Below are 14,161 nucleotides of genomic sequence, written 5' to 3'. Positions count from 1 at the left end.
GTAAACTATGAAACGTATGAATTATATAAAAACTTTATGCTTCTCCGCTGTTATAGCAGGATTAGGAAGTATCGTAAGTTGTGGAGATGCGAAATACGATACCTTAGATACACACGCTTATATTGAAGAAGCACTCTCAGGCACAAGTCAAAAAGTGACCGTACAGGCTACTGGAGAGAGTTTTACTAGCTTAAATGTTCACCTTAGTAATCTTTCTTCTACAGACAATCATTACAAATTGGTCACAGACCAATCAGTATTGGATGCTTATAACCATATTAATGGAACTGGATATATAATGTTGCCGGAAGGCTATTATACATTACCGGAAACTATTACAGTGAAAGCCGGGCAATATGCTACCGATGCTCTCTCTATTGTCCTAAAAGCTTTCAGCCAAGAGATGATGAAATCAGGAGAATCATACGCATTACCTGTTAAACTAGTATTACAGGATGGGAATATTTCACCAATGGAGAATACCGGAACCTTTGTTATTTTAGCAGAGAGTATTATTGAATTTTCAGCTCCAATGTTCGTTGGTGCTCCCAGTTTAAAAGCTAATAAATATACGGAATCCCCCGAAACATATTCACAATATACGATAGAGGTTCGTTTCCAGGTAGCTAATACAGCAGACCGTGACCGTGCAGTATTTAAAAACGGAGGAGATGATACAAACTTTATTCTTTTACGTTTTGAAGACCCTCAAAGTGATAATGAAAATTATAAAGCACATTCATTAGTACAGATTGTAGGGCGTAACCGACTTTATTTGAATCCAAGTAATTCTTTCAAACCAAATGAATGGCAACATCTGGCATTAGTTTGTGATGGTTCTAATTATCGGCTTTACATAAACGGAGTTGATTCGGGCGTATTGAGTATCCCAACAGGAGCCACAACCTTCTCAGATGTAAATTGGTTCTGTTTAGGTGATGATCCTTATAGTAGATGGGGAAATTGTAAAATTCTAATGAGTGAAGCACGTATTTGGTCAGTAGTTCGTTCCGCTTCTCAAATTCAGAATAACATGACTCAGGTTAGCCCAAAATCTGTGGGATTGGAAGCTTATTGGCGATTCAACGAAGGACAAGGTAATGTATTCGAAGATGCAACCGGCAAAGGGCATACTTTGACTACTTCTGCTACTCCTACCTGGATTGACGGTATTTTATCTACAGATAAAGCTACCGAATGGAAATAGTAATAATTTAATCGTATGTACATATGAGAAATATATTTCAATCACTATCAATAGCAGCTCTACTCGGCTTGTTTATTCCTTTCATTTCGTCCTGTAATGATGATGATGAAGTTTTTAACGAGTGGGATGCTACGTATGTGTCTTTACAGAGAAATGACTACTTATCAGGTAACGTAAAAAAGTTTAATCTGACTCATGATGCGAATGGAATCGGAGGAGATGAGATTAAAATGGTCTTTACTGTAAAAACACAGAAAGCTGTCTCCACAGATATGACTATCGCACTAAGTACCAAAAGCGAAACAGAAGGACTTGATGCAAGTCAGATCATCTTAAGTTCCTCACAGGTTACTCTCAAAAAAGGTCAGATGACTTCTGAAGAGATCACTGCAACAGTTGATCCGGCAATATTCGCCAGTATCATGGAAAAAACAAGTTTTTCTTTCAGTGTATCAATCAGTGATGTTACAACCAATGAAAAAAACACTGTTATTAGTAGTAGTTTAAGTACATTGCCTGTCATTATTAATAAAGCTGCCTACTGTAATCTTAAAAGTGGCACTCCTAGTAATAGTCAACTTATTAGTAATCGTACGGGATGGATTATTAATATGGAAGAAGGAGTAGAGGGCGCATCTAATAACTTAATTGATGGCAAAACTGGAACTGACGTTGCTCTTAATAATAAAGGATTTTGGTTTACTGTTGATTTAGGTGAATCTAAAGTTTTAACAGGTATCAAAACGAACCATTGGGCAAGTGCATATGCCCCTAGAGAAGTGGAAATATTGCAATCTGAAAATGGTATCACATGGAAATCATTGAGTTCATTAGCAATATCTGGTGGTACACAAAATATCACGTTCATCTCTCCTATTACTACGCGATATCTAAAATATCAGATTATCACTATCTCTACAAACGGTCGTACGGATGTTACAGAATTTAATGTTTACGAACCCAAAAGTGAATAAACATAATGAATAGGTAACATAGAAATGATAAAATAGAGGGTAATCCATTGGATTACCCTCTATTTTAGAAACATATTTCACAAACATACTTCCAGACCATCAATCTATCTCCCCAAAGAATACTCCAGATCTCTATCTGTTAGTTCATCTTTGTACATCTTTCTTATGACTGTATGGTTTTGAATTAAATTTCTCCTACTGAATCTTTACGTTATCATCCGGTTTCAGCCTCTTAGGAGCGACATTGATATGTCGGGTTAAAGTCGTTGACATGCCGGGTTAGTAAATCAGAGTCTCTATTCGCATGAAACGAAGGCTATGTTTCACTCAAACAGCGGCTCTATTGAAGGTAAATAGAGACTCTAAAAAAGAGACTATTTACATCTCCTTTTTGTTTTCAGGTTCGCGTTCAACCAAAAGCACCAATGAAAAGGAACTTTTTAGGTAGACTGAAGGCTGAATGCGGTTTTTAACTAATTCTATTTAAATGGGCTCATCACGGTGAAGTTTGTTCAAAACTGCACCAAAATAAAATTTTCGATCAAACACTTGTTTTTCTAATGTTCTAAGAAAGCCATAAAGGACAGGGGGATTCTTAACTCATTAAGAATCCCCCTGTAAAAAGACTTATGTTTATCTCTTATTTCTTCATCATCCGAACAATCCGTCCGTCTTTCTTATAAGAAAAATGATTTGTATGCATTAAAACATTCAATATTTCATCAGCAGTGCTATCAGTAGAGAATTCACCAGTGAACCGTTCTGATTTCAAAGCATCATCCTTATAGATAAATTTAATATCATACAATTTCTCCATAATATTGGTTATTTCCAATAAAGAATGTTGTTTGAATTCCAACTTACCTTTCATCCACAGGAGTACATCCGTAGGTTGGTTATATTCAATCAACTCTGCCTGATAAGTATCCGTATTCACATTCAATGTCTGTCCCGGTTTCAGCAAATAGCCATTATCTTCCGTCCGTGGAGAATCCACCCGCACCAGACCTTGAAGCAAGGTAGTCACTACCCTATTCTCTTCTTCACGTGCACGCACATTAAATTTCGTACCAAGCACACAAGTCTTGATTTGTTTACTGTTTACTATAAATGGAGCATGCTTATCATGGGAAACCTCAAAATAAGCTTCACCCGACAAATCGATTTGGCGATCCGAACTCCAGAAAGAATTATGATAAACTAATTTAGAAGATGCATTCAGCCATACCCTACTACCATCCGGCAATACAGTTTGTGCCCTCTGTCCGGCAGCAGTTATCATCTCATAATCTGAAAGTTTATTGGAAAGTAATCCCCAAGCAATTCCACCGGCAAAAACAAGCCCGGTAAGAAAAGCAGCAGCCACAATAGCATAACGTCTCCAACGGATTGAGATATTTTTCCGTTTAATCTTTTTCTCCTTTTCTCTGATAGCCGACTTAAATTTATCTAATGACGCCTCTGTATCTACAGTATTCATCACCACTACACGCTCACCTAGAAAAAGAGTATAATAAAGTTGCTCCAAAGCTTTCCGGTTTCCCGGTTCTTCCTCGCACCAAGTTTCCACCCGGGCAGCCTCTTCATCATTACATTCACCCCGCAGATAATTCAACAAGATAGTTTCATCCATGCTCATTTAACCTTTTACAATAAAAAACTATAATACCTTTGTAGTAATACAGTTGTGATTACAAATATACTAAACGAAAAAGAAAAAAATATTTTTTCTCGCATTTTTATTTCATTTATCTACTTCTTTCATTATTTTTGTCTTACATAAATTAAAAGAGAATGCCACAATCTCCGATATATTTGGATATTAATAATAATAAGTCCGTCATTACTGCCCTAAAAGCAGGAGAAGAAAAAGTTTTTGACGTCGTCTACAGACATTATTTCCGTAGGCTATGTGCTTTTTGTTCTCAGTACGTAGGTGAGCAGGAAGAAATAGAAGAGATTGTGCAGGAAACAATGATGTGGCTGTGGGAAAACCGTTGTACTCTGATGGAAGATTTGACACTCAAAACACTCCTTTTTACGATTGTCAAGAACAAAGCCCTCAACCGCCTTTCCCATTTTGAGATTAAACGAAAAGTACATCAGGAAATCGTTGATAAATATGATAGTGAACTCAATAACCCGGACTTCTATTTGAGTGATGAGCTTTTCCGGCTATATGAAGAAGCATTAAAAAAACTTCCGAAAGAATATCTCGAAGCCTACGAAATGAACCGTAATCACCATCTGACGCATAAAGAAATTGCTGAGAAACTGAATGTATCTCCACAAACGATTAATTACAGGATTGGACAAGCTTTAAAACTATTACGAGTAGCTTTAAAAGACTATCTACCTTTATTCATACTTATTTTCGGACCTAATTTTTTTGAACAATCATGAAATCAAACTTTGTATTTAGTAGTTCAAGCCTGTTTATCGAACTTTTTCTTTTCTTCTTCACAGAAAATGTATGTTCACAAGAATCCGCTGACAACTGGACTCTTAAACAAGCCCGTCAATGGACACAGAAGCAAGAATGGGCGAACGGACTGAAAGCAATGCCTCATAAGACAACCGATTATCAGGAATTTGCCTCACAATATCACAAGAACAAAAAAGTGTGGGACAAGACTTTCCAATGGCTGGCTACCCACGACCTCGTAAATATGCCTGCCGGACGATACGAAGTAGATGGTGAGCATTGCTACATCAATGTACAGGACGCAACAACACAAGATGTCAGTAAACGCAAAATTGAAGCACACCGCCACGGCATCGATCTGCAATATGTAGTAAAAGGCACCGAACGTTTCGGAATTACTTCAGCCGAATATGCGGAACCTATCACCGAATATAAACCGGATGTTACTTTCTACAAAGCCAAGAAAATAAAATATGTAGATTCCACCCCGGACACATTCTTCATGTTCTTCCCCAAAAACTTCCATCAGGCATTAGTAAAAGCCGGGAAAGAACCGGAAGAGATACGAGTAATCGTTGCTAAAATCGAATATATCCCTTAAACAAAAACATGAGTGAACTTCTAGTCTATAAAGCCTCCGCAGGTTCTGGTAAAACATTTACCCTAGCTGTGGAATACATCAAACTGTTAATTCTCAATCCCCGTGCCTACCGGCAAATTCTCGCTGTAACCTTTACCAATAAGGCAACTGCAGAAATGAAGGAACGTATTCTTAGTCAGCTTTACGGCATACAGATAGGCGATAAAGATTCGGAAGCCTATCTCAACCGTATCAAAGAAGAAACAGGAAAAACAGAGCAGGAGATACGGGAAGCGGCAGGCGTTGCCCTTAGCTATATGCTGCATGATTACAGTCGGTTCAGGGTAGAGACTATCGACTCATTTTTCCAATCTGTCATGCGTAACCTCGCACGAGAACTGGAACTTAGCCCGAACCTGAATATCGAGTTAAACAACACCGAAGTTCTTAGTGACGCAGTAGATAGCATGATCGAGAAACTAGGTCCCACTTCCCCTGTCCTCGCATGGTTATTAGACTATATCAACGAACGAATTGCCGATGATAAACGGTGGAACGTATCGGATGAAGTAAAAAGTTTCGGACGCAATATTTTCGATGAAGGTTATATTGAGAAAGGAGAAGGACTCCGGCAACGACTACGTAATCCGGACACCATCAAAGAATACCGCAAACAACTGAAAGCTCTGGAAACGGAAATACTGGAGCAAATGAAAGGATTCTATGACCAATTTGAAGGAGAGCTGGACGGTCATGCACTAACTGCCGATGATCTGAAAAATGGTTCACGAGGAATCGGTAGTTATTTCCGTAAACTTAATAATGGCGTTTTAAGCAATGATATCCGTAATGCCACAGTAGAGAAATGCTTGGAAGATGCCAAGAACTGGGCAACCAAGACTTCTCCCCGTTATGCGGATATCATCAATCTAGCCAATTCCAGCCTTATACAAATCCTGGAAGATGCTGAAAAGTTGCGTTCCAAAAATAATTTGTTACTGAATAGTTGCCGGTTATCCCTGCAACATCTCAATAAAGTGCAACTTCTCGCCAATATCGACGAAGAAGTACGTCAGTTGAACCACGACAACAATCGTTTCCTATTGTCAGACACGAACGCCCTGCTTCACCAACTGGTGAAAGACGGTGACTCCTCTTTCGTATTCGAAAAGATAGGGACGAATATCCATAATGTCATGATAGACGAGTTCCAGGATACCAGCCGAATGCAATGGGGCAACTTCAAACTGCTCTTACTTGAAGGGCTGTCTCAAGGAGCAGACAGTTTGATTGTAGGAGACGTCAAACAGTCCATTTATCGCTGGCGGAATGGTGACTGGGGAATTCTCAACAGCCTGAATGACCATATCGAACATTTTCCGATCCGCGTCAAGACATTGGCTACCAACCGGAGAAGCGAAACGAATGTCATCCGGTTTAACAACCAACTCTTCACGGCTGCTGTCAACTATCTGAACGGAGTGTATAAACAACAATTAGGCAAAGATTGTGAGGATTTGCAGAAAGCCTATGCCGACGTTATGCAGGAATCTCCCCGAAATACAGAAAAAGGATACGTCAAAGTCTCTTTTCTCGAACCCGACGAAGAACATGACTATACCGAGCAGACACTTATTAGTCTGGGAACAGAAGTGGAAAACCTCCTCGCCTCGGGAATACAGCTTAATGACATTGCCATCTTAGTACGAAAAAATAAAAATATTCCCCGTATCGCCGATTACTTCGATAAGGAATTACACTATAAAGTGGTATCAGACGAAGCCTTTCGCCTTGACGCCTCTCTTGCCATTTGCATGATGCTGGATGCCCTGCGATTTCTTTCCGACGAAAACAATAAAATAGCACGTGCCCAGCTGGTCATAGCCTACCAAAATGAGGTTTTACAAAAAGGGTTGGATTGGAATACTCTCCTACTCCTCCCCGCTGAGAATTATCTTCCCGCCGCTTTTCTTGAAAAGATAAAAGAATTAAGGTTAATGCCTCTCTATGAGCTATTAGAAGAGCTTTTCAGTATATTCGAGATGAATCTTATCAAAGACCAGGATGCCTACTTATTCGCATTCTTCGATGCTGTGACTGATTATCTGCAAAGTAACTCTTCCGAACTTGACGGATTTATCCGGTATTGGGACGAAACATTATGCAGTAAAACAATTCCAAGTGGAGAAGTAGAAGGTATCCGGATTTTCTCCATACACAAATCCAAAGGATTGGAATTCCATACCGTGCTCCTTCCTTTCTGCGACTGGAAACTGGAGAATGAGACCAATAACCAACTCGTATGGTGTACGCCACAAACAGCACCGTTCAATACATTGGATATTCTCCCGATCAACTATTCCACCCAAATGGCAGAATCTATTTATGGAAACGACTACCTGCAAGAGCGTCTCCAGCTTTGGGTAGATAACCTCAATCTATTATATGTAGCCTTTACCCGTGCAGGGAAAAACCTCATTATTTGGAGCAGAAAAAGTCAAAAAGGTACCATGTCCGAACTATTGGCAAACGCTCTCCCGATGGTGGCAAAAGAAGAAGGTATTGATTGGGAAGAAGACTGTTACGAACAAGGTCAATTATGTCCGTCGGAAGAAGAAAGAAGAAAAACATCTACCAATAAGCTGACCCAGAAACCGGAAAAGCTCCCTATCCGGATGGAATCCATGCGCCATGATATTGAGTTTCGTCAGTCCAACCGTTCAGCGGACTTCATCCAGGGAATTGAGGAAGAAGATTCGGACGACCGCTTTATCAACCGCGGGCGTATGTTACACACCCTGTTTTCTGTTATCGAAACAGCAGAAGATATAGATCCGGCTATCGAACGGCTCATTTTTGAAGGAGTTATCAGAAATGACGAAAAAGAAAAAGTGGCCCGTGAAGTTGCTACGAAAGCTTTTTCTTCTCCTGAAATTCAAGATTGGTATTCCGGAAAGTGGACATTGTTTAATGAGTGTGCCATTATTTATAAAGAAAAAGGAGTGCTGCAAACCCGTCGCCCGGACCGCGTAATGATGAAAGACAACCAGGTTGTTGTGGTTGATTTCAAATTTGGTAAGGAAAACCCTAAATATAATAAACAGGTAAAAGGCTACATGCAACTACTTACCAAGATGGGATATAAGAATATCACCGGTTACTTGTGGTATGTGGATGAAGAAAAAATAGAAAAAGTATGAAAGCAGTTCCCCTCATTGGCATCGCCCGCCATCGACTAACTATTGACGGTGAAGGAGTTACAACATTAGTTGCTTTTCACGGTTGCCCGTTGCGTTGCAAATACTGTCTCAATCCGACATCTTTGCAGCCCGATGGTGTTTGGGAGAGTTATGATTGTAACCAGCTCTACGAGGAAGTACGCAAAGATGAACTTTACTTTTTGGCGAGTTGTGGCGGAGTCACATTTGGAGGTGGAGAACCTTTATTACAAAGCGAATTTATCAGGCAATTCCGCCAACTCTGTGGCCCGGAATGGAGAATCACTGTCGAAACCTCTCTCAATGTTCCGCAACAGAATGTAGAAGAACTGATTTCTATTATAGACAATTACATAGTCGACATCAAAGATATGAATAATGACATCTATCAGCGATATACCGGAAAGAATAATGAAAACGTCTTAGGTAATTTACGATATTTAATCGGGCAAGACAGAGCCAAGCAAATCGTTATTCGGACACCACTCATCCCTTCCTATAATGCGGAGAAGGATATTGACCAAAGCATAGAACTTTTGAAAGAAATGGGAATCACTCAATTCGACCGATTCACCTATAAAACCCCTAATGATTAATGCCATGGCAAGAGGAAAACAAACCTGTAAAATTTTAAAAGAGATTCGTCGGCAGATAGCCGAAGCGAATGATATTGAATTCATCACCTCTGAATGTCAGTATCAGGGAGACTGTTTGGGCACTTGTCCCAAATGCGAAGCGGAAGTTCGTTATTTGGAGCAGCAGCTTGAGCGAAAACGCCGTATAGGTAAGGTTATCACTCTGTTTGGACTATCAACTGGTATACTTACAATAATACCTTCTACTTCATTGAACGCGGAAACACTGCAATGCCCTAAAAATTGGACCATTACTGCTGACAGCCTGATACAAGAAAAAAACACGAAAGGAGAAGCTCCCTATTATGGTCTTGAGAAACTACCGGAATTTCCCGGAGGAATGGAAAAATTCATAGAATTTCTAAAAGAGAATCTTCATTATTCAGAAATAGATAGCATTGCTAATAATACATACACTTATGTACAATTCACAATAGATTATGACGGCCAAGTTATCAATCCAAAGATTACTCACAAGATTCATCCCAAAGTTGAAGCTGAAATATTAAGAGTCATGTCTCTCATTCCTCGTTGGAAACCCGGCACATTGGCAAATGAAACAGTACAAGTAAAATACAATCTGATGCTCTCATTCAATGTAATGTATGGTCCGGAACTGAGAATCACTGACATTCGTATAAACTATCCTGATGTTTACGAGGAAGTACCTGTTATGCCTCAATTTCCTGAAGGCCAACAAGCCCTCATGCAGTTTCTTGCAAAAAAAATCCAATATCCTACAATAGCACAAGGAGATATGGGTACGGGACGCGTTATAATTCAATTCATCGTTGACAAGGAAGGCAACATAATCAAACCCAGAGTTGTACGCAGCGTAGATCCTTACCTGGATAAAGAAGCATTGCGTGTCATCAATCAAATGCCCAAATGGAAACCGGGAGAGCTGGAAGATGGTACTAAAGTAGCCGTTTATTTCACCGTTCCCGTTATGTTCCGACTACAATAAATATATGAACTTAGAAAAAAAATAATCAATATGCAATCATTTCTCCAATTAGTCGCTCACGATTTATATGCCAAAATAGGAAATGACCTGTCACGTACAGCACTCATTTTCCCCAATAAACGTGCTAACTTGTTTTTCAATGAATATTTGGCAGGAGAATCCGATCAACCGATCTGGTCACCAGCTGCCATGAGTATCAGCGACCTGTTTCAGAAACTATCAGTACAAAAAAGCGGTGACCCTATTCGATTAGTTTGTGAGCTTTATAAAGTATTCAAAGAGGAAACACAGAGTCAGGAAACATTGGATGATTTCTACTTCTGGGGAGAGTTGTTGATTAGTGATTTTGATGATGTGGATAAGAATATGGTTGATGCCGATAAACTATTCAGTAATCTGCAAGATCTGAAGAACCTGATGGACGACTATGAATTCCTTGATAAAGAACAGGAAGAAGCCATTCAACAGTTTTTTCAGAATTTCTCTATTGAAAGACGAACCGAACTCAAAGAGAAATTTATTTTCCTTTGGAACAAGCTAGGCACGATCTACCATCGTTACCGGGAAAACCTGACAGAGCTAGGTATTGCATACGAAGGCATGCTCTACCGGAATGTGATTGAGCAACTTGATACCGAGCAACTCAAATACGATAAATACATATTTGTCGGTTTCAATGTACTGAACAAAGTAGAAAACGAATTTTTCAGAAAGCTGAAAGATGCAGGCAAAGCACTCTTTTATTGGGACTACGATATTTTCTACACCCAACAAATCAGAAAACATGAAGCCGGAGAATTTCTGAAACGTAATCTGGGGGAATTTCCGAACGAACTCCCGGAAAGCTTTTTCGATACCTTCAAAGAACCGAAAAAAATACGCTATATTTCCGCCTCCACCGAAAATGCACAAGCCCGTTTCCTCCCCGAATGGATCAAAATGATTACGGACGATCATTCACAAATTGCCGAAGAAAAGGAAAAAGAAAATGCCGTAGTACTTTGCAATGAAGCCCTGCTGCTTCCCGTACTTCATTCCATTCCACAGGAAGTGAAGAATGTCAATATCACCATGGGATTCCCATTGGCTCAAACTCCTGTTTATAGTTTTATTAATGCCGCTATGGAGCTACAAACCAATGGTTATCGCTCCGATACCGGTCGATTCACTTACGAGGCAGTATCAGCCATATTGAAACATCCTTATACTCAGCAAATCTCATCCCATGCCGGTCCACTGGAACGCGAACTAACTAAAACAAACCGCTTCTATCCACTTCCATCGGAACTGAAGCAAGATGATTTCCTGACCACCCTCTTCACTCCCCGTAATGGCATTAAAGAGCTATGCGATTATCTGATTGAATTAATCAAGGACATTTCAACCATTTATCGTAAAGAAGGGGAATACAATGATATTTTCAATCAACTTTATAGAGAATCCCTCTTCCAAAGCCATACAAAAATCAACCGCCTCTACAGCTTAATTGAAAGTGGAGAACTAAGTATACGTACCGACACTCTGAAACGTCTGATAACCAAAGTGCTGACAGCTTCCAATATTCCTTTCCATGGAGAGCCCGCTATCGGAATGCAAGTCATGGGAGTATTGGAAACACGTAATCTGGACTTCCGGAATCTCATCATATTATCTCTTAACGAAGGACAACTCCCCAAATCCGGAGGAGAATCTTCTTTTATTCCTTACAACCTCCGGAAAGCTTTTGGCATGACCACTATCGAACATAAGAATGCAGTGTATGCCTACTACTTCTATCGCCTGATACAACGGGCAGAAAATATCACTCTGCTCTACAATACTTCCTCGGACGGTCTCAACCGTGGAGAAGAATCCCGCTTCATGCTACAATTACTCGTGGAAGGTCCGCATGATATCACTCGTGAATATCTGGAAGCCGGACAATCCCCGCAAAGCACCCAAGAGATACAGATAGAGAAAACGCCTGAAGTGCTAAGACGAATTTACCAAGCTTACGATAGTACTAATCCATCATCGGTAATTCTCTCCCCTTCCGCCCTCAATGCGTATCTTGATTGCCGATTGAGATTTTATTACCGTTACGTAGCGAGATTAAAGACACCAGATGAAGTCAGTGCAGAAATTGATTCAGCTTTGTTTGGAACCATTTTCCATCTCTCTGCCCAATTGGCATACACCGATTTAACTGCCAATGGGAAAATGATACAGAAAGAAGATATCGAACGCTTATTACGTAATGAAATAAAGCTGCAAAACTACGTTGATCAAGCCTTCAAAGAAGAATTATTCAGGGTCGCTCCCGAAGAAAAGCCTGAATATAACGGCATACAACTTATCAACTCCAAAGTAATTGTTTCTTATCTGAAACAATTACTACGCAACGACCTTCAATATACTCCTTTTGAGATGGTCGCCATGGAAAAGAAGGTTTCAGAAGAGATAACCATACAAACGGGACAGGGTCCGTTCACTCTCCGTCTGGGTGGGACAATCGACCGTATGGATGCTAAAGAAAGTACCCTACGGATCGTTGACTACAAAACAGGAGGAAGCCCTAAGATTCCAGCCAACATCGAGCAACTGTTCACGCCATCAGAAACACGCCCGAACTATATCTTCCAGACTTTCCTGTATGCCGCTATCATGAGCCGGAAGCAATCATTAATGGTAGCTCCTGCTCTGCTCTACATTCATCGGGCAGCATCGGAAAGTTACTCGCCTGTTATTGAAATGGGAGAACCCCGCAAACCGAAAATACCAGTAAACAATTTCGCCTTCTTTGAAGATGAATTCCGTGAACGCCTGCAAGCATTATTAGAAGAGATATTTAATGAAAAGGAACCTTTCACGCAGACAAAGGACACAAAAAAGTGTTCGTATTGCGATTTTAAAGCTATCTGTAAGCGATAGAGCGAAAGTAGAAACAAATAAAACAGGGCACGATTTACATGAATATGTAAATCGTGCCCTGTTTTATTTGTTAAGTCTATGTAATTGTAGTGACGCCTACTTCTCCAATAATGGAATTGAAAAACTAAATGTAGATCCGTCTCCTTTCTTTGAAGTAAACCACAGCTTACCACCATTCTTGACAACAAAGTCCTGACACAATAATAATCCGAGTCCCGAACCTTCCTCATTGTTTGTACCGAAGGTACTGAAATGAGTATCGGTATGCAACAACTTCTTCTGATTTTCGTCATCAATACCGCATCCAGTGTCTTTCACACTTACGATTGCCATACCATCTTCCTCAGCCAGTGACACCACTACGTCCGAGCCTTCATTGCTAAACTTGATCGCATTGCTGATTAAATTACGGATCACCGTCTTGATCATATCAATATCAGCACGAACAGCCACATTTTCGACAGGTACATCTTGTACAATCTTAATATTTTTCAGACTGGCCACCATCGTAAAGATTTCGCTTACGCCCTCTACGACTTCCACCATATTAATATCCTGATAAACCACCTTCAGCTTACCAATCTGGCTCTTCGTCCATTTCAGCAGATTATCAAGCAATGAGAATACATCTTCTGTTGTCTGATTAGCCATCGTCAGCAATTCATACATCTCATCACCAATTGTATCACTCGGTAAATTCAGAATCAGCATATTCAGCACCATCTTGATAGATCCCATTGGTGAACGTAAGTCATGTGCAATCACAGAATAAAGTTTGTCACGTCCCATGATAGTCTTACGCAACTCTTCCGTTTGTGCAACAATGATTCTTTTCGCTGCAACCAACGAAATCTGGTGCGTCACACGAATAATCAATTCTTCTTTATTAAATGGCTTTGAAATAAAATCATTACCACCCACCTGAAATCCTTTTACGATATCCGCCGTACTGTTTAGAGCAGTCAGGAAGATAATGGGAATTTCAGCCATTTCGGGGTCCGCTTTCATTTGTTGAGCTACCTCAAAGCCACTGATATCCGGCATCATTACATCCAATAATACAAGATCCGGATTTTCCTTCTTCACTTGTTCCAACGCCTGTGTTCCATTACCGGCAGTCACAATATTGAATTTCTCGTTGGTCAAAAGTACCTTTAGTAAAAGGACATTTGAAATCACATCGTCCACAATAAGGACTTTATATTCAGAAGGATTAATTTCCATATTCATAATTTTCTTTTTTAT

The 14,161-nt window shown here is 40.0% G+C and carries 10 protein-coding genes; 8 read left to right on the top strand and 2 right to left on the bottom strand.

Features of this window, described 5'->3' with window-relative positions:
* The first annotated feature begins 7 nt into the window (after positions 1 to 7).
* Together GD631_RS14695 and GD631_RS14690 are read left to right on the top strand one after the other, a co-directional pair.
* On the top strand, positions 8 to 1,207 hold the full coding sequence (locus tag GD631_RS14695; protein ID WP_143260091.1) for a DUF1735 and LamG domain-containing protein: 1,200 nt from the start codon (positions 8 to 10) through the stop codon (positions 1,205 to 1,207).
* A 23-nt stretch (positions 1,208 to 1,230) separates the two neighbouring features.
* On the top strand, positions 1,231 to 2,181 hold the full coding sequence (locus tag GD631_RS14690) for a DUF4999 domain-containing protein (protein WP_143260090.1): 951 nt from the start codon (positions 1,231 to 1,233) through the stop codon (positions 2,179 to 2,181).
* Positions 2,182 to 2,821: 640 nt separating this feature from the next.
* Here GD631_RS14690 and GD631_RS14685 read toward each other — a convergent pair.
* Complete coding sequence (locus GD631_RS14685; protein WP_143260089.1) at positions 2,822 to 3,814, bottom strand: FecR family protein; 993 nt, start codon at positions 3,812 to 3,814, stop codon at positions 2,822 to 2,824.
* Between the two features lie 161 nt (positions 3,815 to 3,975).
* On the opposite strand from GD631_RS14685, the gene GD631_RS14680 reads away from it, so the two are divergent.
* Genes GD631_RS14680 through GD631_RS14655 form a run of 6 tightly spaced genes read left to right on the top strand, consistent with a single transcriptional unit; the run spans position 3,976 to position 12,916 of the window.
* Positions 3,976 to 4,584 carry an RNA polymerase sigma-70 factor gene (locus tag GD631_RS14680; protein WP_143260088.1) on the top strand — a complete coding sequence of 203 codons (609 nt, stop codon included), beginning with the start codon at positions 3,976 to 3,978 and terminating at the stop codon, positions 4,582 to 4,584.
* A complete protein-coding gene (locus GD631_RS14675) occupies positions 4,581 to 5,207 on the top strand; it encodes a NanQ anomerase/TabA/YiaL family protein (protein ID WP_143260087.1) in 627 nt (208 codons plus the stop codon). Before GD631_RS14680 ends, GD631_RS14675 begins: the two co-directional genes overlap by 4 nt.
* An 8-nt stretch (positions 5,208 to 5,215) precedes the next feature.
* Entirely contained in the window at positions 5,216 to 8,386 is a 3,171-nt protein-coding gene (locus GD631_RS14670) for a UvrD-helicase domain-containing protein (protein ID WP_143260086.1), read from the top strand.
* Entirely contained in the window at positions 8,383 to 9,000 is a 618-nt protein-coding gene (locus tag GD631_RS14665) for a radical SAM protein (RefSeq protein WP_143260085.1), read from the top strand. The genes GD631_RS14670 and GD631_RS14665 overlap by 4 nt, the downstream gene beginning before the upstream one ends.
* Complete coding sequence (locus GD631_RS14660) at positions 8,993 to 10,006, top strand: energy transducer TonB (RefSeq protein ID WP_143260084.1); 1,014 nt, start codon at positions 8,993 to 8,995, stop codon at positions 10,004 to 10,006. Before GD631_RS14665 ends, GD631_RS14660 begins: the two co-directional genes overlap by 8 nt.
* A 30-nt stretch (positions 10,007 to 10,036) precedes the next feature.
* Complete coding sequence (locus GD631_RS14655; protein ID WP_143260083.1) at positions 10,037 to 12,916, top strand: PD-(D/E)XK nuclease family protein; 2,880 nt, start codon at positions 10,037 to 10,039, stop codon at positions 12,914 to 12,916.
* A 96-nt stretch (positions 12,917 to 13,012) separates the two neighbouring features.
* On the opposite strand, the gene GD631_RS14650 is transcribed toward GD631_RS14655, so the two are convergent.
* Complete coding sequence (locus GD631_RS14650; protein ID WP_143260082.1) at positions 13,013 to 14,146, bottom strand: hybrid sensor histidine kinase/response regulator; 1,134 nt, start codon at positions 14,144 to 14,146, stop codon at positions 13,013 to 13,015.
* Positions 14,147 to 14,161: the final 15 nt, after the last annotated feature.

Source organism: Bacteroides luhongzhouii (genome assembly GCF_009193295.2).
Taxonomy (GTDB): Bacteria; Bacteroidota; Bacteroidia; order Bacteroidales; family Bacteroidaceae; genus Bacteroides; species Bacteroides luhongzhouii.
The sequence above is the reverse complement of the archived record's forward strand: the minus strand, read 5'-3'. Positions and strand labels throughout refer to the sequence as shown.

What these genes read in the sequence shown, in the direction of transcription:
- GD631_RS14695 (WP_143260091.1), top strand. Translation starts at nt 8, where the DNA reads ATGAAACGTATGAATTATATAAAAACTTTATGCTTCTCCGCTGTTATA.
- GD631_RS14690 (WP_143260090.1), top strand. Translation starts at nt 1,231, where the DNA reads ATGAGAAATATATTTCAATCACTATCAATAGCAGCTCTACTCGGCTTG.
- GD631_RS14685 (WP_143260089.1), bottom strand. Translation starts at nt 3,814, where the DNA reads ATGGATGAAACTATCTTGTTGAATTATCTGCGGGGTGAATGTAATGAT.
- GD631_RS14680 (WP_143260088.1), top strand. Translation starts at nt 3,976, where the DNA reads ATGCCACAATCTCCGATATATTTGGATATTAATAATAATAAGTCCGTC.
- GD631_RS14675 (WP_143260087.1), top strand. Translation starts at nt 4,581, where the DNA reads ATGAAATCAAACTTTGTATTTAGTAGTTCAAGCCTGTTTATCGAACTT.
- GD631_RS14670 (WP_143260086.1), top strand. Translation starts at nt 5,216, where the DNA reads ATGAGTGAACTTCTAGTCTATAAAGCCTCCGCAGGTTCTGGTAAAACA.
- GD631_RS14665 (WP_143260085.1), top strand. Translation starts at nt 8,383, where the DNA reads ATGAAAGCAGTTCCCCTCATTGGCATCGCCCGCCATCGACTAACTATT.
- GD631_RS14660 (WP_143260084.1), top strand. Translation starts at nt 8,993, where the DNA reads ATGATTAATGCCATGGCAAGAGGAAAACAAACCTGTAAAATTTTAAAA.
- GD631_RS14655 (WP_143260083.1), top strand. Translation starts at nt 10,037, where the DNA reads ATGCAATCATTTCTCCAATTAGTCGCTCACGATTTATATGCCAAAATA.
- GD631_RS14650 (WP_143260082.1), bottom strand. Translation starts at nt 14,146, where the DNA reads ATGAATATGGAAATTAATCCTTCTGAATATAAAGTCCTTATTGTGGAC.